The sequence below is a fragment of the Bacillus sp. FSL K6-1218 genome (assembly GCF_038006445.1).
Classification (GTDB): Bacteria; Bacillota; Bacilli; order Bacillales; family Bacillaceae_G; genus Bacillus_A; species Bacillus_A thuringiensis_S.
In genome coordinates this window covers 5316497-5336853 of record NZ_JBBOVE010000001.1, presented here as the reverse complement: position 1 = coordinate 5336853, position 20357 = coordinate 5316497, and the positions used below count along the sequence as shown (strand labels likewise).

Genomic DNA, 20357 nt, shown 5'->3' with positions numbered 1-20357 from the left:
TTGTGCGACTTTTGTTTATAATGAATAGTATGGATTTTTTTAAGCAGACCGTTATATATAAGGTTATATTTGATGAAAGGAAGTGCCGCATAAGTGAATTTTAAGCAATATTCACCAGAAGAGCTAAAAGAATGTTCAATGATTGAAGTTGTACATAGCGTTTTAGGGGATAAAAGACAAGCAACGACATTCAACGAGTTGGTTCAAGAAATCGCTCAAGTGCTGGGACTATCTCAAGAGCAAGTTAATGCGAAACTCGCACAATTTTATACAGACTTAAACATCGATGGACGTTTCATTAATTTAGGAGAAAATCGTTGGGGACTACGCAGCTGGTACCCATATGAGCAAATTGATGAAGAAATCTTACCGCAGCCAAAACCGAAGAAGAAACGTAAAGTTGAAGAAGACGGTTTTGACGACTACATTGAAGAAGATGAAGATGACTTTGACGATGCAGACGGAAATGCAGACGAAGAAGATGATGTAGAAGATTTGGACAAGGTTCTTGAAGAGGAAGACGGAGATGACGACGATCTTGATGATTTAGATGAAGATGAAGAAGACGACTTCGCTGAAGAAGAACTTGAGTATGATGAAACTGAAGAAGAAGAGGAAGAACTGTAGTTCTTGACTTTTCATTATCGTCCATGTAGAATCATTTTTGGGCTCTTTAAAAAAGGACGATAATACTTTTAAAGTGTAAATATAAAAGAAAATTGCTCCCTACTTGTTACTTTATGTGATGAGGGGAGCAATTTTCTTTTTTGTTTTTTGTTTAGAAAATAAAAAGAGTCTAACAATAAGATGGATACAGTGTTATCTACATACGTTGCGCTTTGCAACGGTGATTATATAACAGCAAAATAGAAGGGAGCTTTTTCATGACTAAGTATATTTTTGTAACAGGCGGTGTAGTATCGTCTTTAGGAAAAGGTATTACAGCAGCATCTCTTGGAAGACTTTTAAAAAATCGTGGTTTAAATGTAACGATTCAAAAGTTCGATCCATATATTAACGTAGACCCAGGGACTATGAGCCCATACCAACACGGTGAGGTATTCGTAACAGATGATGGCGCAGAAACTGACTTAGACCTTGGTCACTATGAGCGTTTTATCGACATTAACTTAAACAAATACAGCAACGTAACAACAGGTAAAATTTACTCTTCAGTTCTTCAAAAAGAGCGTCGCGGTGAATATCTAGGAGGAACAGTTCAAGTTATTCCTCACATTACTAACGAAATTAAAGAGCGCGTATATCGTTCTGGCCGTGAAACAAATGCGGATGTTGTTATTACAGAAATCGGTGGAACTGTTGGTGATATCGAGTCTCTACCATTCTTAGAAGCAATCCGTCAAATTAAGAGCGACATCGGTCGTGACAATGTAATGTACATTCACTGTACGTTAATCCCGTACTTAAAAGCAGCGGGTGAAATGAAGACAAAACCAACACAACATAGTGTTAAAGAACTTCGTAGCTTAGGTATTCAACCAAACATTATCGTTGTTCGTACAGAAATGCCTGTTTCTCAAGATATGAAAGACAAGCTTGCATTATTCTGTGACATCGATACAAAAGCAGTTATCGAAGCTCGCGATGCAGATACTTTATATGCGGTTCCATTATCTCTTCAAGAACAAAACATGGACCAAATCGTTTGTGACCACTTAAAATTAGACAATCCAGCTGCAGATATGACAGAGTGGACTGCGCTAGTTAACAAAGTACGTAACCTTTCTAAGAAAACAAAAATCGCTCTTGTTGGTAAATATGTAGAACTTCAAGATGCATATATTTCTGTTGTAGAAGCACTTCGTCATGCTGGTTACTCATTCGATACAGATGTAGAAGTAAAATGGGTAAATGCTGAGCACGTAACAGCAGAAAATGTACAAGAATTAGTAGGAGACACAGATGGTATCCTTGTACCAGGTGGCTTCGGCGATCGTGGTGTAGAAGGTAAAATCGTTGCGATTCAATATGCTCGTGAAAACAAAGTTCCATTCTTAGGAATTTGCTTAGGTATGCAACTTGCATCAATCGAATTCGCACGTAATGTATTAGGTTTAGAAGGTGCTAACTCTTCTGAAATTAACCCTGATACACCATACGCAATCATTGACCTATTACCAGAACAAAAAGATGTAGAGGACCTAGGTGGTACACTTCGTCTTGGTCTATACCCATGTAAGCTTGCTGAAGAAACAAATGCTTACAATGCTTATAATGAGCCGGTTGTATATGAGCGTCATCGTCATCGTTATGAGTTCAACAACCAGTTCCGTCCGGATATGGAAAAAGAAGGATTCGTATTCTCTGGTACAAGCCCAGACGGCCGTCTAGTTGAAATCATTGAATTAAAAGACCACCCTTGGTTCGTAGCAGCACAGTTCCACCCAGAACTTGTTTCTCGTCCAAACCGTCCACAACCATTGTTCCATGACTTCGTAAGAGCTTCTATTACGAATAAAGAGAGCAAGTAATAAAAAAGGCGCCGTCACTTTAAAGTGACGGCGCTTTTTTTAATATTCGTTTAACATTTCATCGATTGTAAATTTGATTCCGTGATAAGCAAATAAAGCTACTATTAAGCTTGGGAACCCGTAGCGATTACCTTCATCGTCTGGAATAAGGCCTTTTAACAGTTTTGTATCAATATGTACGTCTGTATATTGTTCCAGTGATTTCGTACCTTCTTGAAGAGCAGAAATGCCGACAATAGAGTGTCCCTCTTCTTGTAGTTTTTTTGCAATTTCTACAACTGCTTCATCTGTTGAAAAACGGCTAATAAGAAGTACACGATCCGCAGAGGTTACTTCTGCTTCTTTACCATTTTCAAATAAGCGTTTTGCTTGCTTCATTGGTTCAGCACCGAATAGTGCTTCGGTAACAACGCCATCCATTTCATTTGTACCATATAAATAAATGAAACCATCGCCAACTAGTGCTTGAGCAAGTAAACGAGCGCTATCTTCTATATTCATTTCTTCTTTTTGAGAAACTCTGGAGAAATAACCACTTAATTGAGTTGAAAAAATTTTTAACATAATGTTACTCCCTTCGTACGTGTTTGCCGGCTTTCATTATAGTTTATTTTTTTAGAAAGGTGAAATCGTAGGGTAGCATAACAAAATAGGAAACGGTAAAATAAGAAGTAATAGGAAGGAATTTGCCAAAGAATAGCGAAAATAAATCGTTAAGATATAAGAAGCTTTAAATCTTGTACTTACACAGAAAGGTTGGGAATTATGGAAGGTAAAATTTTAATCGTTGATGATCAATATGGGATTCGTGTGTTATTACATGAAGTGTTCCAAAAAGAAGGTTATCAGACATTCCAAGCAGCGAATGGATTTCAAGCTTTAGATATCGTGAAAAAAGATAATCCGGATTTAGTAGTATTAGATATGAAAATTCCAGGCATGGATGGTATAGAGATTTTAAAGCATGTAAAAGAAATTGATGAGAGTATTAAAGTCATTTTAATGACTGCTTATGGAGAGCTTGATATGATCCAAGAAGCAAAAGATTTAGGTGCTTTAATGCATTTTGCTAAACCATTTGATATTGATGAAATTCGTCAAGCTGTGAGAAATGAGCTCGCTGTAGAGGCGTAAAAATGAATTTTTTATAAAAAATATGGAAAAAAGCGTTTACATGGACTATTGTGCAGGTGAATACGGTTGAGTTTTTGAGTACAAGTTGTTATCCTATTGAGTGTAGAAAAAAGTCCGGTATGTAGATATACATATTTTACCTTATTCTGGTCATACTACCAGCGATAAGAACTTATCGGATACAAAAAACGTTTTTTAGGAGGATTCACCATGCCTTTAGTTTCTATGAAAGAAATGCTAAACAAAGCACTAGAAGGAAAATACGCAGTTGGTCAATTCAACATGAACAACTTAGAGTGGACTCAAGCTATCTTAGCTGCTGCGGAAGAAGAAAAATCTCCTGTAATCCTAGGTGTATCTGAGGGTGCAGCTCGTCATATGACTGGTTTCAAAACAGTTGTAGCTATGGTTAAAGCTTTAATCGAAGAAATGAACATCACTGTTCCTGTAGCGATTCACCTTGACCATGGTTCAAGCTTCGAAAAATGTAAAGAAGCAATCGATGCAGGTTTCACATCTGTAATGATCGACGCTTCTCACCACCCATTCGAAGAAAACGTTGAAACTACTAAACAAGTAGTAGAATACGCACACGCTCGTAACGTATCTGTTGAAGCTGAGCTTGGAACAGTTGGCGGACAAGAAGACGACGTAATCGCTGAAGGCGTAATTTACGCTGACCCAGCAGAGTGTAAGCACCTTGTTGAAGCAACAGGTATCGATTGCCTAGCTCCAGCTTTAGGTTCTGTACACGGTCCTTACAAAGGTGAGCCTAACTTAGGATTCGCTGAAATGGAACAAGTTCGTGACTTCACTGGCGTACCTTTAGTATTACACGGTGGTACTGGTATCCCAACTGCTGATATCGTAAAAGCTATCTCTTTAGGTACTTCAAAAATCAACGTAAACACTGAGAACCAAATCGAGTTTACAAAAGCTGTTCGTGAAGTATTAAACAAAGACCAAGAAGTTTACGATCCTCGTAAATTTATTGGACCTGGCCGCGACGCTATTAAAGCAACTGTTGCTGGTAAAATGCGTGAGTTCGGTTCTAACGGTAAAGCGTAAGAATAAAATTCCGTTTTGGAAACCGTCTAGTCTTTTAGACGGTTTCCTTTCGTTGTATAATGAAAGCGTGAACAAGTCGAAAGATTTTATCATTTTTGGTTTTTAAATAGAAAATAATGTGCATAGTCCTATTAATAAATGTGATAACGTATCTAAATTGATAAAGTGAATTCGATGAATAGTTGATCTTTATCTATTCGTGCTACAGGAGAAATGAAGATAATGGTTTCCTATTTATTGAGTTTTGGGATGGAAAGAGTAATTGAGATTCTTAAGGGGAGCTTTCTATAAAAAGATAGAAAGTAAATACATTCACAAGAAGGGAGCTCAATATGGAAAAATTGCTAATTGAAGGCGGAAGAGCTTTAAATGGAACAATTCGAGTAAGCGGTGCAAAGAACAGTGCCGTTGCATTAATTCCAGCGACAATTTTAGCAGATACTCCAGTAACTATTGGTGGTGTCCCTAATATTTCGGACGTGAAAATGTTAGGAGACTTACTAGAGGAAATTGGAGGGAAAGTAACTTATGGACAGGAGGAAGAGATGGTAGTCGATCCTTCTAACATGGTTGCAATGCCTTTGCCAAATGGAAAAGTGAAAAAGTTGCGCGCTTCTTATTATTTAATGGGTGCGATGCTTGGCCGTTTTAAAAAAGCTGTTATTGGGCTTCCGGGTGGATGTCATTTAGGACCGAGGCCGATTGATCAGCATATTAAAGGGTTTGAAGCGCTGGGTGCACATGTTACAAATGAACAAGGTGCCATCTATTTAAGGGCAGATGAACTACATGGAGCACGTATTTATTTAGATGTTGTTAGTGTGGGGGCTACGATTAATATTATGCTAGCAGCTGTACGAGCGAAAGGTAGAACTGTTATTGAAAATGCAGCGAAAGAGCCCGAGATTATTGATGTAGCTACATTGTTAACAAGCATGGGAGCACGTATTAAAGGTGCTGGTACAGATGTAATCCGAATAGATGGTGTGGACTCTTTACATGGTTGTCACCATACTATCATCCCAGATCGTATCGAAGCTGGTACGTATATGATTCTAGGAGCTGCATCAGGAGGAGAAGTAACGGTTGATAACGTTATTCCTCAGCACTTAGAATCAGTTACTGCAAAGCTAAGAGAAGCTGGTGTTCAAGTTGAAACGAACGATGATCAAATTACGGTGAACGGTAATAGAAAGTTAAAAGTAGTTGATATCAAAACGCTTGTATATCCAGGTTTTCCAACGGATTTACAACAGCCGTTTACGACGCTTTTAACAAAGGCGCATGGGACGGGAGTTGTAACAGATACAATTTACGGTGCCCGTTTCAAACACATTGATGAATTACGTCGTATGAATGCTCAAATTAAAGTAGAAGGTCGTTCGGCAATTGTAACTGGTCCTGTGTTACTGCAAGGTGCAAAAGTGAAGGCGAGTGATTTACGAGCGGGAGCGGCACTTGTTATTGCAGGGTTAATGGCAGATGGAATTACAGAAGTAACAGGACTTGAGCATATTGATCGAGGTTATGAGAATATAGTGGACAAGCTTAAAGGGCTTGGAGCAAACATTTGGCGAGAACAAATGACAAAACAAGAAATTGAAGAGATGAAGAACGCATAAGTGATACTTCCGCAAGGGGGAAGCGAAGCATCACTACTTGCGGAAGTACACTTTATAGAAAAACACGGTTCACAAAATACGGCAGAAATATAAAGACTTAAAGGAGAGGGATTATTGTGGAAAGAAGTTTATCTATGGAGTTAGTACGTGTAACAGAGGCTGCAGCATTATCATCAGCGCGTTGGATGGGGCGCGGGAAAAAGGATGAAGCAGACGGTGCAGCAACATCAGCTATGCGGGATGTATTTGATACAATTCCGATGAAAGGTACAGTTGTAATTGGTGAAGGTGAGATGGATGAAGCACCAATGCTATATATCGGAGAGAAATTAGGTACAGGATATGGACCACGTGTAGACGTTGCAGTTGATCCTTTAGAAGGGACAAACATCGTAGCAGCTGGTGGCTGGAATGCTCTTGCTGTTATTGCAATTGCAGACCATGGTAATTTGTTACATGCTCCTGACATGTACATGGATAAAATCGCGGTTGGCCCAGAAGCAGTTGGGGCGGTCGACATTGATGCGCCTATTATTGATAACTTACGTGCAGTTGCGAAAGCGAAAAATAAAGATATTGAAGATGTTGTAGCGACAGTTTTAAATCGCCCACGTCATCAAGAAATTATCGAAGAAATTCGTAAAGCTGGTGCTCGTATTAAATTAATTAATGATGGAGATGTAGCTGGAGCGATTAATACAGCGTTTGATCGTACAGGTGTAGATATTTTATTTGGATCTGGTGGAGCACCTGAAGGTGTATTAGCAGCGGTTGCTTTAAAATGTTTAGGTGGAGAAATTCACGGAAAACTATTGCCACAAAACGAAGCTGAATTAGCACGTTGTAAAAAAATGGGCATAGAAGACATTAATCGTATCCTTCGTATGGAGGACTTAGTAAAAGGTGACGATGCAATCTTTGCAGCAACAGGTGTAACAGATGGAGAACTATTACGCGGTGTTCAATTTAAAGGTAGCGTAGGAACAACGCAATCTCTTGTTATGCGTGCGAAATCAGGCACAGTTCGCTTCGTAGATGGTCGTCATAGCTTAAATAAAAAACCAAACTTGGTTATTAAATAAAAAGTGGAAGCGGCTCGCTCAGAATCGCAGGGCATTGGAACTCTCGACCTTGAAGCGCTCTTTGCTTCGAGTGAGAGAGTGAAATGACCGGGGATTCTAGCCGCTGGAACTGGATTTAAATAAAAAGCGTAAGCAGCTCGTTCAGAATGGGAGGGGGATGGAGCTTCTGATGTAGAGGCGCTTTTTGCCTCGCAGGAAGAAGTGAAGCCACCGACCATTCTAGCTTGCTGAAGCTGGATTAAATAAAAAGCGTAAGCAGCTCGTTCAGAATGGGAGGGGGATGGAGCTTCTGACGTAGAGGCGCTTTTTGCCTCGCAGGAAGAAGTGAAGCCACCGACCATTCTAGCTGCTGAAGCTGGATTAAATAAAAAGCGTAAGCGGCTCGTTCAGAAAGGTTAAGATGGTCGATCTTTTTAACTATCGGAGCTGGAACTAAATTAAATAAGAAGCGAAGACAAATTTTCTTGTCTTCGCTTCTTGTATTTGTGTTCCAACGTATTGATTAAAACTAGATAAAAGGGTTACAATAGTGAATATTACCCTACTTGAACTTATTGCCTTTCATTATTAATTATTTGCCTTCCGTATTTTTCCCTTTACCCATGAAAAAAGAGAATAACGTTAAAGTGTGGTGTCTGAATGAATTTGTCAATTGCAGCATTAGAAAACATGAAGTTAAAAGAGTTATACGAGCTTGCGAAAGAATTTAAGATTTCGTATTATAGCAAGTTAACGAAAAAAGAGTTAATCTTTTCTATTTTGAAAGCTCGAGCAGAAAAAGAAGGTTTCTTTTTCATGGAAGGCGTATTAGAAATTATTCAATCAGAAGGATTTGGATTCCTACGTCCTATCAACTATTCTCCAAGCTCAGAAGATATTTATATCTCAGCTTCGCAAATTCGTCGTTTCGATTTACGTAATGGAGACAAAGTTTCTGGTAAAGTACGACCTCCTAAAGAAAATGAACGCTATTTTGGGTTATTACAAGTTGAAGCTGTAAACGGAGATGATCCAGATTCAGCAAAAGAGCGTGTGCATTTCCCTGCATTAACACCATTATACCCAGATCGCCAAATGAAATTGGAAACGGAACCGAAAAAGTTACCGACACGTATCATGGATTTAATCGCACCAGTTGGATTTGGACAACGTGGTTTAATTGTTGCGCCTCCAAAGGCTGGTAAAACAAGTCTATTAAAAGAAATTGCACACAGTGTTACAACAAATCATCCAGAAGCAGAATTAATTGTTCTTTTAATTGATGAGCGTCCAGAGGAAGTAACAGACATTGAACGTTCTGTTAAGGGCGACGTTGTAAGTTCTACTTTTGATGAAGTACCAGAAAATCATATTAAAGTAGCTGAACTTGTGTTAGAACGTGCAATGCGTCTTGTAGAGCACAAAAAAGATGTTATCATTTTAATGGATAGTATTACCCGTTTAGCGCGAGCTTACAACCTCGTTATTCCGCCAAGCGGTAGAACATTATCGGGTGGTATCGACCCAGCGGCTTTCCATAGACCGAAGCGTTTCTTTGGAGCTGCACGTAATATTGAAGAAGGCGGTAGCTTAACGATTTTAGCAACAGCCCTTGTTGATACAGGATCTCGTATGGACGATGTTATTTACGAGGAATTTAAAGGAACTGGAAATATGGAACTTCACTTAGATCGTTCGTTAGCTGAACGTCGTATCTTCCCAGCGATTGATATTCGTCGTTCTGGTACACGTAAAGAAGATCTATTAATTCCAAAAGAGCATTTAGACAAGTTATGGGGCATTCGTAAAACAATGCGTGATACACCAGACTTTGTTGAAAGTTTCTTACGTAAGCTTCGTCAAACGAAGACAAACGAAGAATTTTTACAAAACATTGTTGCAGACTCGAAAAGATATGTAACAACTAAGTAAAGGGAAAAGATTGGGACTCGCTTATTTTATAGTAAGCGAGTTTTTTATGCCTTTTAGGTGATATTAAAGAGAGAAATAAGTGGGAGAACCTTAGCTAGTCAGAGCAGAATGAGCCGCCTCCACTTTAAGGTGATATCTAGCTCCAGCGGCTAGAATGGTAGGTGGCTTCGCGTCTTTCCATGAGGCAAAAAGCGCCTCAAGTGAGAGGGTGTGAAGTGTCCTGGATTTTTAAGTGATATCCAGTTCCGGTGGCTAGCTCTTCACATCTAAGAACCTTCCGCCCGAAAGGTAAAAAGCACCTTTAGGGCGAAAGAACCTTAGCTGGTCAGAGCTGAGCGAGCCCCCGCCGCTTTAAATTTAATATCCAGCTCCAGCGGCTAGAATGGTCGGTGGCTTCGCGTCTTCCTACGAGGCAAAAAGCGCCTCTACGTCAGAAGCTCCATCCCCCTCCCATTCTGAACGAGCCGCTTGCGCTTTTAAAATTAAAAAGACAAAAACAGGTAGTTGCAAAATGAAGTTAGCCTTGTTATAATTTCATCATATGTGTTTCATCAATATAGTTGTGTATGCAGCTGAAGATGAAAAACTCTGTTTCGAAAATGATTCAGGGCGGAAGGAGATGAAAAGAATGAAAGCAGGAATTCACCCAGATTACAAGAAAGTTGTATTCATGGACACAAACACAGGCTTCAAATTCTTAAGCGGGTCTACTAAAGGCTCTAGCGAAACTGTTGAGTGGGAAGATGGTAACACTTATCCATTACTAAAAGTTGAGATCAGTTCTGATTCTCACCCATTCTACACTGGACGTCAGAAGTTTGCTACTGCAGACGGACGCGTTGATCGCTTCAATAAGAAATACGGTATCAAGTAATAAAAACATAAAACAGGCAAGTGTATGTATTCGCTTGTCTGTTTTTTTTGCGAAAATATTATACCTTTACCCTACTTTTAACTAAAAAGTAGATGAAAGGAGAGCTTCATGTACTTAATAAATCAAAATGGCTGGATTGAAGTGATTTGCGGTAGTATGTTTTCTGGTAAATCAGAAGAGTTAATCCGCCGTGTGCGCCGTACGCAATTTGCGAAACAACATGCAATTGTATTTAAACCATGTATTGATAATCGCTATAGTGAAGAAGACGTTGTATCACATAACGGATTAAAGGTAAAAGCAGTTCCTGTTTCAGCTTCAAAAGATATATTTGAACATATCACTGAAGATATGGATGTAATTGCAATCGATGAGGTGCAATTCTTTGATGGGGACATTGTGGAAGTGGTGCAAGTATTGGCAAATCGTGGCTATCGTGTCATTGTAGCTGGTTTAGACCAAGATTTCCGTGGTCTACCATTTGGACAAGTTCCTCAGCTGATGGCGATTGCTGAACATGTAACAAAACTACAAGCAGTATGTTCTGCATGTGGATCTCCGGCAAGTCGTACACAACGATTAATTGATGGAGAACCAGCGGCATTTGATGATCCGATTATTTTAGTTGGGGCTTCAGAATCGTATGAACCACGCTGTCGTCATTGTCATGCAGTTCCTACAAACAAAGACAAGTAAAACTCGCTGCGCAAGGCGGGTTTTTTTCAGAATAGAGAGTGTGGGTGGTGTGAGCCGCTTACGCTTTTAAATATTATCTAGCTCCAGCGGCTAGAATCTCCGGCCATTTCACTCTCTCGCCTGAAGCAAAAAGCGCTTCAAGGTCAAGAGTTGAAAGTGTCCTGCGATTCTGAGCAAGCCGCTTGCGCTTTTAAATATAATTTGCGTTTTTTTGAGTAAGTACCATATACTATTTGTATTAGATACTAGGATGTAGAGGTGAATGATGTGTTAGATCGTTTGCAAGCTGTAGAAAATCGTTATGAGAAGTTAAATGAATTGTTAAGTGACCCAGAGGTTATTAGCGATACAAATAAGCTTCGTGAATATTCAAAGGAACAGTCTGATATACAGGAAACGGTAGAGGTGTATCGTGAGTATAAGGATGTTCGTGAGCAATTAAAAGATGCGAAAGCAATGTTAGAAGAGAAGTTAGACGCAGAAATGCGTGACATGGTAAAAGAAGAGGTTTCTGAGTTAGAATCACAAGAAAAAACGTTATCAGAACGTCTGAAAATTTTACTAGTTCCAAAGGACCCTAATGATGATAAGAACGTTATCGTTGAGGTTCGTGGGGCTGCTGGTGGCGATGAGGCCGCTTTATTTGCTGGTGACTTATACCGCATGTATAGCCGTTATGCTGAGGTTCAAGGTTGGAAAACAGAAATTATCGAGGCTAGCTATACAGAGTTAGGTGGATATAAAGAGATTATCTTTATGATTAACGGTAAAGGTGCTTTCGCGAAGCTGAAATTCGAGAATGGTGCTCACCGTGTACAACGTGTTCCTGAAACGGAATCTGGTGGACGTATTCATACATCTACAGCAACTGTAGCTGTATTACCAGAGGCAGAAGAAGTAGAAATCGACATTCACGAGAAAGATGTTCGTGTTGATACATTCGCTTCTAGTGGTCCTGGTGGACAGAGCGTTAATACAACGATGTCAGCGGTACGTTTAACGCATTTACCGACTGGTGTAGTTGTATCTTGTCAGGATGAGAAATCACAAATTAAGAATAAAGAAAAAGCGATGAAAGTATTACGCGCACGTGTTTATGATAAGTTTAGACAAGAAGCACAAGCTGAATATGATCAAAACCGTAAACAAGCTGTTGGTACGGGTGATCGTTCAGAGCGTATTCGTACGTATAACTTCCCGCAAAACCGTGTTACAGACCATCGAATCGGTTTAACGATTCAAAAGCTAGATCAAATCTTACAAGGTAAGTTAGATGATTTCATCAATGCCTTAGTGATGGAAGATCAGGCTCAAAGGATGGAGGCAGCTGAGTAATGCGTGTCTATGAAGCCCTGAAATGGGCTTCTTCTTTTTTACAGGAAAATGGACGAGATGAAAATGCGGGAGAAATTGTCCTTTGTCATGTATTAAAGATGAACAGAACAGGATTACTTATGAATATGCGTGAAGAAATAAATGAGGAACAAGAGGCAAGCTTTACGGAGTTTATCCACAAGCATGTAGAAGGTATTCCTATTCAATATATGATTGGTTATGAAATGTTTTATGGCCGGTCGTTCTTTGTGAATGAAGAAGTATTAATACCAAGACCGGAAACAGAAGAGCTTATAGTAGGAGTATTAGAAAGAATTGAGCGCCATTTTGGCGACAAGGAACTACATGTAGCAGATATAGGCACAGGTAGTGGAGCGATTTCTATTACGCTTGCTTTAGAAAATAAAAATCTTCACGTGTATACAGTAGATATTGCACAAGAGTCGATTGAAGTTGCAAAAGAAAATGCAAAATCTTTAGGTGCAGAAGTAACGTTCTATCACGGTGATTTATTGTCACCATTTGATAAAACGGGTCAAAAGCTAGATGTTGTTGTTTCAAATCCTCCATATATACCGGAAGAGGATTGGCGTGGTCTTTCTCCTGTTGTGAAAGAGCATGAGCCGAAGAGAGCACTTGTTGGTGGAGAAGACGGATTAGATTTTTATCGCCGTTTTATGGAAGAATTGCCGAATGTGTTGCAGGAGAAAGCAATTGTAGCGTTTGAAATTGGAGTAGGACAAGGTGAGGATGTAAAGAGATTGTTACAACAAGCTTTTCCGCATGCCCATGTTGAGGTTGTTTTTGATATTAACGGAAAAGACCGTATGGTATTTGCTGAGATGGAGTAAGGTTCACACCTTACTCTATTTTTTTTGGGAAAATTCATATAGATTTTGAATTTAATAGTTTAGAAATATGAAAGTCTGTCCACACTGTTTGTAGAAGGGACGGTGGAGGAAATGAAAAAACAAGTTATTGCTTATCTTCTTATATTATTAATTGGTGCACAGTTACTTGTGCAGTTTGGATATATGAAAGCTGATGCGAAAGGGCCTTCAGTTATTCCGAAAGAGGCCGTTCGATTAAGAATTTTAGCAAATAGTGATTCAGATAAAGACCAGGCATTAAAGCGTAAAGTGCGTGATGAAGTAAAAGCACAAATTGATGGATGGGTAGCGGATTTAACTTCATTTGAAGAGGCACGCAAAGTAATTCAAAATCATATTCCAGAAATCGAGAAAACGGTGGAAAATACGTTAAAAAGAGAAGGAAGTAAAGAATCATTTCAAGTGAAATTTAGTAAGAATGTAAAGTTTCCTACAAAGGTATATGGGAATTTTATTTATCCAGCAGGAGAATATGAAGCAGTATTGATCACAATTGGAGAAGGTGAAGGCGCTAACTGGTGGTGTGTATTATTTCCACCAATGTGTTTCTTAGATTTTTCAAGCGGGACAGCTGTAAGAAAAGAAGAGCACGTTGTGAAGGCGGAATCTCCTGAAGAGGAGCAGGTGAAACAACTAGATGAAGAAGTAGTAGATACAGAAGAGAAGAAAGTGGATAAGGTAAAAGAAAAGAAAGTTGTAAAACAGGAAGTAGTAAAAAAAGTAACAGCTTCTGAAAAGAAAGTAGTAAAAAATGAAACAAAAGTCGAAGAGCAGCCTGTAAGTGAAGAAGAAACAAAAACTGTGGAAAAAGTGGAGAAAACTGTGGAGAAAAAACAAGAAAAGCAAAATGAGTATGTAAAAGTCGAAGAGGAAGAAGAAAAGCCAGAAGTTAAATTGTTTATTGTAGAAGCTTTTACATCTTTATTCTCTAAATAGTACTATTAATAAATCCCTCCTCATATATAAAAATGAGGAGGGATTTATTATGAAGAAAGTGTATTTTGCTACGAAAGCAGATGTGGAAAGATTACATTCTTTTTTCGGACAAGCTAATAAAAAAGATGATAAAATAAATGAGTTGTACGCACAATTTATGATTTTGGAAGAGGCGGAAGAAATACGAGCTGTAATTGGTTATGAACAAAGTGGGGAAGATGTACTTATTCGTTCTTGTTTATTCACACCTCATGTGGATAAACAGACTTTCTTATATTTTTTTGAAATGTTTTTGCAGTATATGAAAGAAAAAAGTGTTCAACAATTGTACTTACTAACAAACCATCCACAATCTGTACCGATCTTTCAGTTCTTTGACTTTTTTACTATAGAAAAGGATGAGGTTCCAGAGGGAATTCAACAGTTAGAACATTTTTGTAAAAATATAAAAGAGCAGAATGCAATAATACTAAATTGTCAGCTATTCACAAAGTTATCCACGGATTAATTAGGTTTATCCACATTTTGTGGATAAACCTTGTTTGTCTTTTGGATAAATCTCATAGTAAACTAAAAATAGACAAGTATTTAAGGGTAGAAAAGGACGTGGAAAAAAATGCATACAAATATGTGGGTTGTGGATAATGTTGTGGAAAGAAAAAAATATTATCCACAGTTACAAGAAGCAGCAAAATTATTAAGAGAAAATGAGGCGGTTGCTTTCCCTACGGAAACAGTATATGGGTTAGGTGCAAACGCGATGGATGATGAAGCAATCGCGAAAATTTTCGAAGCGAAAGGAAGACCGAGTGATAATCCACTCATTGTCCACATAGGTACAAAATCTCAGTTAGATGGGATTGTGAAAGAAATTCCACCAGTTGCAGAGAAGTTAATGGCGCATTTTTGGCCAGGACCATTAACAATTATTTTGCCGAGAAAAGAAGGGATTTCAGAGAGGGTGACGGCGGGACTTAATACGGTTGGGGTAAGAATGCCTGATCATCCAGTTGCACTTGCTCTTATTGAAGAGGCGAATGTACCTGTTGCGGCACCAAGTGCGAATCGTTCAGGGCGTCCAAGTCCAACACTAGCTTCTCACGTATATGAAGATTTGAATGGGAAGATTGCAGGTATTGTTGATGGTGGTGCAACTGGAGTAGGCGTTGAATCAACTGTAATTGATTGTACAAGCCCGGTTCCAACAATATTACGTCCAGGTGGGATTACGAAAGAACAATTAGAAGCGGTGATAGGTACCGTTTCTTTAGATCCAGCTTTAAAGGATGAGAAGGAAAAACCGAAATCACCTGGAATGAAATATACACATTATGCGCCGAAAGCACCACTTAGTATTGTTGAGGGCTCACGTGAGTTTATACAGCAACTTGTGGATGGGAAAAAGGAAGAAGGATTTAAAGTAGGCGTATTAACGACGGAAGAGTATCAACATGTATATAACGCAGATGTTATATTGTCTTGTGGTGTTCGAAGTGACTTAGCTAGCGTTGCGACTAAATTATATGATGTACTTAGAACATTTGATGCAAGTGAAGTGGATGTTATTTTTAGTGAGTCGTTCCCTAATGAAGGAATAGGAAATGCTATTATGAATCGTTTAACAAAAGCGGCAGGACATCATATTATTATTGAATGATAAGGTAAGGTTAGCAAACAGAATATTTCTCCTTGGATAAGCATATTGTGAAGTAGCACGTCCAAGGAGGGGCATGAATGACGTTTGAACAGCTAATACCTTTAATAATTATGGCATTCGCCTTAGGGATGGATGCGTTCTCGGTGAGTCTTGGTATGGGGATGATGCCCCTAAAGTTAAGACAAATCCTGTATATTGGTATGACGATAGGGATATTTCATATTATTATGCCGTTTATAGGGATGGTACTAGGTCGTTTTTTATCAGAGAAGTATGGAGATATTGCACATTTTGCGGGTGCTATTTTATTAATTGGACTAGGTTTTTATATCGTATATTCGACCATTTTACAAAATGAAGAGACTAGAACTGCCCCTATTGGAATTAGCTTATTCGTATTTGCATTTGGCGTTAGTATAGATAGTTTCTCAGTAGGGCTTAGTCTTGGTATTTATGGGGCACAAACAATCATTACGATATTACTTTTTGGATTTGTTAGCATGTTATTAGCGTGGATTGGTTTATTAATTGGTAGACATGCGAAAGATATGCTCGGTACATATGGCGAGATAGTAGGTGGCATCATTCTAGTTGGATTTGGATTATATATCCTTTTTCCTATATAATTTTATGTAGGAGGGAATTATGAACAAGCTATTGGAATGGTATGTTAAGTTTTTAACCTTCTTTCCTCGATGGCTAAGAAGGCTTATAATTTGGGGTATTATTTTGCAAATTGCAATTTTAGGTTGGATTAAGTTAATTCGCGAATAGTAAGATAGCTCCTTTCTGTGCATAGTTTTGTTTGTACTATACTGATTGCGCTAAAAAATTACACATATAGAAAGGATGAGATGAATGACGAGATTGAAGCAAGTTTTTGGTATTATTATTAGTTTTTTTGTTTTTTGGTTTAGTATGCTCGGTGTACAAATGTTTGCTGAGTTTTTAGATATTGAGTCATTGAAATTTGTTGCGGGAAAGACTGAGGCGGCGCGTGCCTTTTACTCTCCGTACCCGTTTTTAATTGTTTTTCTTATTACACTGCTTTCCCTATATTTCTTCGTAATTAAGCTAGGGAAACCGAAAAAAGAAAAACTGCCTACTTTAGAGGAAAAGAAGGAAGAATTACAATGATAAAATCCCCTGCTAAAAAGCAGGGGATTTTATGTTTGAGTGATGGCAGGAATCGAGCCGCCTTGCTTTTAAATATATCCAGCTCCAGCGGGCTAGAATGGTCGGTGGCTTCGCGTCTTCCTGCGAGGCAAAAAGCGCCTCTACGTCAGAAGCTCCATCCCCCTCTCATTCTGAGCGAGCCGCTTCCGCTTTTAGGTATATCCAGCCCCAGCGGGCTAGAATGGTCAAAAAAGCGCCTCTACGTCAGAAGCTCCATCCCCCTCTCATTCTGAGCGAGCCGCTTCCGCTTTTAGGTATATCCAGCCCCAGCGGGCTAGAATGGTCGGTGGCTTCGCGTCTTCCTGCGAGGCAAAAAGCGCCTCTACGTCAGAAGCTCCATCCCCCTCTCATTCTGAGCGAGCCGCTTCCGCTTTTAGGTATATCCAGCTCCAGCGGGCTAGAATGGTCGGTGGCTTCGCGTCTTCCTGCGAGGCAAAAAGCGCCTCTACAAAAAGCGCCTCTACGTCAGAAGCTCCATCCCCTCTCATTCTGAGCGAGCCGCTTCCGCTTTTAGATATATCCAGCGGGCTAGAATGGTCGGTGGCTTCGCGTCTTCCTGCGAGGCAAAAAGCGCCTCTACGTCAGAAGCTCCATCCCCCTCTCATTCTGAGCGAGCCGCTTCCGCTTTTAGATATATCCAGCTCCAGTGGCCAGCTCTTCGCATCTAAGAACCTCCCGCACTAAAGGTAAAAAGCACCTTTTGTACGAGAGAACCTTAGCTGGTCAGAGCTAAACGGGCCACTTCCGCTTTTAAACTGGCCTAACCAGTTCAAATTGTTCTCCTAATTTTGCATAGTTGTGTCCTGCTAGGCGGCTTATTGGTTTGAGTCCTTCTGCGTGAATGCGCCCTTTTTCATATAGATGTTCGGCAACATGGAAACGAACGACGCGTCCAATTAGTAGATCGCAAGCTGGTGAGTCTTCTGTTCCACCAAGTGGAATTGCACGTTCTAATATGCATTCCATTCGAATATTTGCTTCTTTTACACCTGGAACGGAGATGACTTCACTTTCAATTGGTGTTAGTTTTGCTAGTTCAATTTCACTTTCATTTGGAGGGAGATTAGCTGCTGTTTCGTTAATTGCTGCTACATATGATTCATCAGAAATATGTACAACAAATTCTCCTTTTTCAATTGCGTTTCGAGAAGTGTCCTTTCTTTCTCCCGCTTTTCGTTGTACAGAAACTGAGATAAGTGGTGGATTAGCAGCGACAATATTGAAATAACTATATGGTGCTCCGTTTAATACACCATCTTTTGTTACAGAAGTAACGAATGCGACAGGGCGAGGGATGATACTTCCAGTAAGTAATTTGTAATTATCTTTTTCAGTTTGTTCATTTGGATTAATGGATAACATGCTTGTAATCCCCTTTCTAAATATGAATACTTATTGTTTGTTTACAAGATATCGGTGAGAAAATCCTGCTGGAAATAATATTTTGTTTCATAAAAAGAACTTACTTCAATTGTAATGAAGTAAGTTCTTTTTCAAGAATCTCAAGATTGAGATGAAAATTAAAGTAAAACGTATGCGCCAGGTCCGATTAAAGCTACACCAACAGCAACAGCGATTAACATTAAGTTATATTCATATCCGTTTTGTGTCACCCAGTAACCATTTTTCCCGTGAACAGTGAAGATAGCCATTAACATTGTTCCAACGATAAATAATGAGCCAACTATAATGAAAATACCTGATGCGAATAAGAAACCACCTAGTAATTCAGTTGCACCAGCCATAAATGCCATAAATACACCAGGACGTAAACCGATTGATTCCATCCAGCCACCTGTTCCTTTTAAACCGTAACCGCCGAACCAACCAAATAATTTTTGAGCACCATGACCCATGAATGTAATTCCTATAATAAGACGAATAATAAGAAGACCGAAATCCATCATTTTTAAAAAACCTCCTAAAAGTTATTAACTTACCTTATGTAAGTAATGATAAAATAGTTACTTACTTTAGTCAAGCGGATTTTGAAAAAAGTTTGAATTAAATTTTACAAATTAACAACAAAAAATAAAATGTAGTAAAGACCTCTAGACAAGTTGGACGAAAAAAGAGAAAATATAAATAGAAGTTAACTTCTTATTGTTATTCAGACAATCAGAATTGACTGGAATTTTGTGAAGCGCTACAATAAGAGTCTATTAGTAATGACGTAATTTATTTCGAAAGCGTTTTTACAGTATAATATTCGAAGTATGAAGTCTTACATGTATCCCGAGCTTTACTAGGGATTGCCCTATAAACTTTTAGGTAAATTATAAGGAGGACTATCCTATGTTTAAAAAATTATTTGGTCTTGGTTCAAAAACAAATGAAGAAACAATCGTAGCTCCATTAACTGGAGCAGTGAAAAATATTGAAGAAGTACCAGATCCAGTATTCGCTGGTCGTATGATGGGTGACGGTGTTGCAATCGATCCTACTGAAGGTGTAGTTGTATCTCCAGTTGATGGTGAAATCGTACAATTATTCCACACAAAACATGCTATCGGAATTAAAGCGAAAAACGGCACAGAAATTTTAATCCACGTTGGATTAGAAACTGTAAAAATGGAAGGCGAAGGTTTCGAAGCTCACGTTTCTGAAGGCCAAGCTGTAAAAGCTGGAGATAAATTAATCTCATTCGACTTAGAATTAATCCGTGAAAAAGCGAAAAGCACAATTACTCCAATCGTTATTACAAACACAGATGCAGCTGAGTCTATTAAGACAACTGTAGGCGTAACAGCTACAAAAGGTTCAACAGAAGTAATGAAAGTTACAATGAAATAATTGCTGCATAAGAGGAATCCGTTTCGTATGAAATGGATTCCTTATTTTTGTTGCATATTCAGTAGGTATGTTAAAATACTCTGGGCACTTGGAAATAGGGTTTCACATATATGTGGATAAGGCGCATTTTTCTTAGAAAAAATATAAGAGAAATGCGCCTTTTGTATATTCACATTTCTTTTGTTCTATTCTAATGTAAGTTATGATGAGTGGTAAGAAATTGAATATAGGGGTGGGTTTGGATGAAACGAGTGTTATTTGTTTGTACTGGCAATACATGTCGTAGTCCAATGGCTGAGGCGTTGCTTCGTCATCACGGAGGAGATAGGTTTGAAGTGCAATCTGCCGGTGTTTTCGCCTATCCTGGGAGCGATGCATCGGTATATGCGAAGGAAGCTTTAGCTGAAAAAGGGATTTCAATTGATCATGCCGCGCAACAAGTAAACGAAACTTTGCTTGATTGGGCTGATATTGTCGTAACGATGACAGAAAATCATAAACACATTGTACTTGGGCATTATCCGAGTGTTGAAAAGAAATTGAATACGTTATATGGATTAACTGAAGGTATAGGTAAGGACATTTCAGATCCATTTGGAGGCTCGCTTTCTATTTATAAAGAAACGTTAGATGAGATGGAAAAACTTGTACAAACTTTACTGAAAAAACATTCAGTAGGTTGATGTTTCGT

Annotated in this window: 22 protein-coding genes; 19 read left to right on the top strand and 3 right to left on the bottom strand. The window is 38.9% G+C overall.

The window, feature by feature from the left end; all coding sequences use genetic code 11:
- The first annotated feature begins 93 nt into the window (after nucleotides 1-93).
- Together rpoE and pyrG are read left to right on the top strand one after the other, a co-directional pair.
- Entirely contained in the window at nucleotides 94-627 is a 534-nt protein-coding gene (gene rpoE, locus MHI26_RS27465) for a DNA-directed RNA polymerase subunit delta (protein ID WP_001009773.1), read from the top strand.
- A gap of 257 nt (nucleotides 628-884) precedes the next feature.
- The gene (gene pyrG / locus MHI26_RS27460; RefSeq protein ID WP_000170461.1) at nucleotides 885-2492 is read left to right on the top strand and encodes a CTP synthase; all 1608 of its coding nucleotides are present in this window, start codon (nucleotides 885-887) and stop codon (nucleotides 2490-2492) included.
- A 39-nt stretch (nucleotides 2493-2531) separates the two neighbouring features.
- Here pyrG and MHI26_RS27455 read toward each other — a convergent pair whose 3' ends face one another.
- The gene (locus MHI26_RS27455; protein WP_000912410.1) at nucleotides 2532-3056 is read right to left on the bottom strand and encodes a DUF2529 domain-containing protein; all 525 of its coding nucleotides are present in this window, start codon (nucleotides 3054-3056) and stop codon (nucleotides 2532-2534) included.
- 201 nt (nucleotides 3057-3257) lie between these two features.
- On the opposite strand from MHI26_RS27455, the gene spo0F reads away from it, so the two are divergent.
- The 15 genes from spo0F (at nucleotide 3258) to MHI26_RS27380 (ending at nucleotide 16834) form a co-directional block, all read left to right on the top strand.
- On the top strand, nucleotides 3258-3626 hold the full coding sequence (gene spo0F / locus MHI26_RS27450) for a sporulation initiation phosphotransferase Spo0F (RefSeq protein WP_000398594.1): 369 nt from the start codon (nucleotides 3258-3260) through the stop codon (nucleotides 3624-3626).
- Between the two features lie 210 nt (nucleotides 3627-3836).
- On the top strand, nucleotides 3837-4694 hold the full coding sequence (locus tag MHI26_RS27445) for a class II fructose-bisphosphate aldolase (RefSeq protein WP_001131856.1): 858 nt from the start codon (nucleotides 3837-3839) through the stop codon (nucleotides 4692-4694).
- Between the two features lie 332 nt (nucleotides 4695-5026).
- On the top strand, nucleotides 5027-6316 hold the full coding sequence (gene murA, locus MHI26_RS27440) for a UDP-N-acetylglucosamine 1-carboxyvinyltransferase (RefSeq protein WP_000413248.1): 1290 nt from the start codon (nucleotides 5027-5029) through the stop codon (nucleotides 6314-6316).
- Nucleotides 6317-6432: 116 nt separating this feature from the next.
- Nucleotides 6433-7398 carry a class II fructose-bisphosphatase gene (gene glpX / locus MHI26_RS27435; RefSeq protein ID WP_000442340.1) on the top strand — a complete coding sequence of 322 codons (966 nt, stop codon included), beginning with the start codon at nucleotides 6433-6435 and terminating at the stop codon, nucleotides 7396-7398.
- Between the two features lie 639 nt (nucleotides 7399-8037).
- Entirely contained in the window at nucleotides 8038-9309 is a 1272-nt protein-coding gene (rho, locus tag MHI26_RS27430; protein ID WP_001053903.1) for a transcription termination factor Rho, read from the top strand.
- A 628-nt stretch (nucleotides 9310-9937) separates the two neighbouring features.
- Nucleotides 9938-10183 (top strand): type B 50S ribosomal protein L31, encoded by a 246-nt coding sequence (locus MHI26_RS27425; protein WP_000643435.1) that lies wholly within the window; start codon nucleotides 9938-9940, stop codon nucleotides 10181-10183.
- A 108-nt stretch (nucleotides 10184-10291) separates the two neighbouring features.
- Nucleotides 10292-10879: a thymidine kinase gene (locus MHI26_RS27420; RefSeq protein ID WP_000280851.1), complete on the top strand. Its 588-nt coding sequence runs from the start codon at nucleotides 10292-10294 to the stop codon at nucleotides 10877-10879.
- 267 nt (nucleotides 10880-11146) lie between these two features.
- A complete protein-coding gene (gene prfA / locus MHI26_RS27415) occupies nucleotides 11147-12214 on the top strand; it encodes a peptide chain release factor 1 (RefSeq protein WP_000887066.1) in 1068 nt (355 codons plus the stop codon).
- Nucleotides 12214-13065 carry a peptide chain release factor N(5)-glutamine methyltransferase gene (gene prmC / locus MHI26_RS27410; protein WP_001267025.1) on the top strand — a complete coding sequence of 284 codons (852 nt, stop codon included), beginning with the start codon at nucleotides 12214-12216 and terminating at the stop codon, nucleotides 13063-13065. Before prfA ends, prmC begins: the two co-directional genes overlap by 1 nt.
- A 111-nt stretch (nucleotides 13066-13176) precedes the next feature.
- Nucleotides 13177-14040 (top strand): stage II sporulation protein R, encoded by an 864-nt coding sequence (spoIIR, locus tag MHI26_RS27405; protein ID WP_061667945.1) that lies wholly within the window; start codon nucleotides 13177-13179, stop codon nucleotides 14038-14040.
- Between the two features lie 49 nt (nucleotides 14041-14089).
- Nucleotides 14090-14548, top strand: a complete 459-nt coding sequence (locus MHI26_RS27400) for a mechanosensitive ion channel protein (RefSeq protein ID WP_000758437.1) — start codon at nucleotides 14090-14092, stop codon at nucleotides 14546-14548.
- Between the two features lie 108 nt (nucleotides 14549-14656).
- Nucleotides 14657-15697, top strand: a complete 1041-nt coding sequence (locus MHI26_RS27395) for an L-threonylcarbamoyladenylate synthase (protein ID WP_061667901.1) — start codon at nucleotides 14657-14659, stop codon at nucleotides 15695-15697.
- A gap of 77 nt (nucleotides 15698-15774) precedes the next feature.
- Nucleotides 15775-16323, top strand: coding sequence for a manganese efflux pump MntP (locus tag MHI26_RS27390; RefSeq protein ID WP_000142475.1), 549 nt, complete (start codon nucleotides 15775-15777; stop codon nucleotides 16321-16323).
- A gap of 19 nt (nucleotides 16324-16342) precedes the next feature.
- Complete coding sequence (locus MHI26_RS27385; RefSeq protein WP_001037632.1) at nucleotides 16343-16471, top strand: hypothetical protein; 129 nt, start codon at nucleotides 16343-16345, stop codon at nucleotides 16469-16471.
- A gap of 84 nt (nucleotides 16472-16555) precedes the next feature.
- A complete protein-coding gene (locus MHI26_RS27380; protein ID WP_000197471.1) occupies nucleotides 16556-16834 on the top strand; it encodes a DUF3935 domain-containing protein in 279 nt (92 codons plus the stop codon).
- A 789-nt stretch (nucleotides 16835-17623) separates the two neighbouring features.
- On the opposite strand, the gene MHI26_RS27375 is transcribed toward MHI26_RS27380, so the two are convergent.
- Together MHI26_RS27375 and MHI26_RS27370 are read right to left on the bottom strand one after the other, a co-directional pair.
- Nucleotides 17624-18235 carry a flavin reductase family protein gene (locus MHI26_RS27375; protein ID WP_000949048.1) on the bottom strand — a complete coding sequence of 204 codons (612 nt, stop codon included), beginning with the start codon at nucleotides 18233-18235 and terminating at the stop codon, nucleotides 17624-17626.
- 158 nt (nucleotides 18236-18393) lie between these two features.
- Nucleotides 18394-18780, bottom strand: a complete 387-nt coding sequence (locus MHI26_RS27370) for a DoxX family protein (protein ID WP_000968613.1) — start codon at nucleotides 18778-18780, stop codon at nucleotides 18394-18396.
- A 388-nt stretch (nucleotides 18781-19168) separates the two neighbouring features.
- Here MHI26_RS27370 and MHI26_RS27365 point away from each other — a divergent pair, with 388 nt between their 5' ends.
- Together MHI26_RS27365 and MHI26_RS27360 are read left to right on the top strand one after the other, a co-directional pair.
- On the top strand, nucleotides 19169-19666 hold the full coding sequence (locus MHI26_RS27365; protein WP_000473666.1) for a PTS sugar transporter subunit IIA: 498 nt from the start codon (nucleotides 19169-19171) through the stop codon (nucleotides 19664-19666).
- Nucleotides 19667-19908: 242 nt separating this feature from the next.
- A complete protein-coding gene (locus MHI26_RS27360) occupies nucleotides 19909-20349 on the top strand; it encodes a low molecular weight protein arginine phosphatase (RefSeq protein ID WP_000832376.1) in 441 nt (146 codons plus the stop codon).
- Nucleotides 20350-20357: the final 8 nt, after the last annotated feature.

What these genes read in the sequence shown, in the direction of transcription:
- spoIIR (WP_061667945.1), top strand. Translation starts at nt 13,177, where the DNA reads ATGAAAAAACAAGTTATTGCTTATCTTCTTATATTATTAATTGGTGCA.
- spo0F (WP_000398594.1), top strand. Translation starts at nt 3,258, where the DNA reads ATGGAAGGTAAAATTTTAATCGTTGATGATCAATATGGGATTCGTGTG.
- MHI26_RS27380 (WP_000197471.1), top strand. Translation starts at nt 16,556, where the DNA reads ATGACGAGATTGAAGCAAGTTTTTGGTATTATTATTAGTTTTTTTGTT.
- MHI26_RS27390 (WP_000142475.1), top strand. Translation starts at nt 15,775, where the DNA reads ATGACGTTTGAACAGCTAATACCTTTAATAATTATGGCATTCGCCTTA.
- MHI26_RS27420 (WP_000280851.1), top strand. Translation starts at nt 10,292, where the DNA reads ATGTACTTAATAAATCAAAATGGCTGGATTGAAGTGATTTGCGGTAGT.
- MHI26_RS27360 (WP_000832376.1), top strand. Translation starts at nt 19,909, where the DNA reads ATGAAACGAGTGTTATTTGTTTGTACTGGCAATACATGTCGTAGTCCA.
- pyrG (WP_000170461.1), top strand. Translation starts at nt 885, where the DNA reads ATGACTAAGTATATTTTTGTAACAGGCGGTGTAGTATCGTCTTTAGGA.
- MHI26_RS27375 (WP_000949048.1), bottom strand. Translation starts at nt 18,235, where the DNA reads ATGTTATCCATTAATCCAAATGAACAAACTGAAAAAGATAATTACAAA.
- MHI26_RS27385 (WP_001037632.1), top strand. Translation starts at nt 16,343, where the DNA reads ATGAACAAGCTATTGGAATGGTATGTTAAGTTTTTAACCTTCTTTCCT.
- MHI26_RS27425 (WP_000643435.1), top strand. Translation starts at nt 9,938, where the DNA reads ATGAAAGCAGGAATTCACCCAGATTACAAGAAAGTTGTATTCATGGAC.
- rho (WP_001053903.1), top strand. Translation starts at nt 8,038, where the DNA reads ATGAATTTGTCAATTGCAGCATTAGAAAACATGAAGTTAAAAGAGTTA.
- MHI26_RS27400 (WP_000758437.1), top strand. Translation starts at nt 14,090, where the DNA reads ATGAAGAAAGTGTATTTTGCTACGAAAGCAGATGTGGAAAGATTACAT.
- MHI26_RS27445 (WP_001131856.1), top strand. Translation starts at nt 3,837, where the DNA reads ATGCCTTTAGTTTCTATGAAAGAAATGCTAAACAAAGCACTAGAAGGA.
- MHI26_RS27395 (WP_061667901.1), top strand. Translation starts at nt 14,657, where the DNA reads ATGCATACAAATATGTGGGTTGTGGATAATGTTGTGGAAAGAAAAAAA.
- MHI26_RS27455 (WP_000912410.1), bottom strand. Translation starts at nt 3,056, where the DNA reads ATGTTAAAAATTTTTTCAACTCAATTAAGTGGTTATTTCTCCAGAGTT.
- murA (WP_000413248.1), top strand. Translation starts at nt 5,027, where the DNA reads ATGGAAAAATTGCTAATTGAAGGCGGAAGAGCTTTAAATGGAACAATT.
- MHI26_RS27365 (WP_000473666.1), top strand. Translation starts at nt 19,169, where the DNA reads ATGTTTAAAAAATTATTTGGTCTTGGTTCAAAAACAAATGAAGAAACA.
- MHI26_RS27370 (WP_000968613.1), bottom strand. Translation starts at nt 18,780, where the DNA reads ATGATGGATTTCGGTCTTCTTATTATTCGTCTTATTATAGGAATTACA.
- prmC (WP_001267025.1), top strand. Translation starts at nt 12,214, where the DNA reads ATGCGTGTCTATGAAGCCCTGAAATGGGCTTCTTCTTTTTTACAGGAA.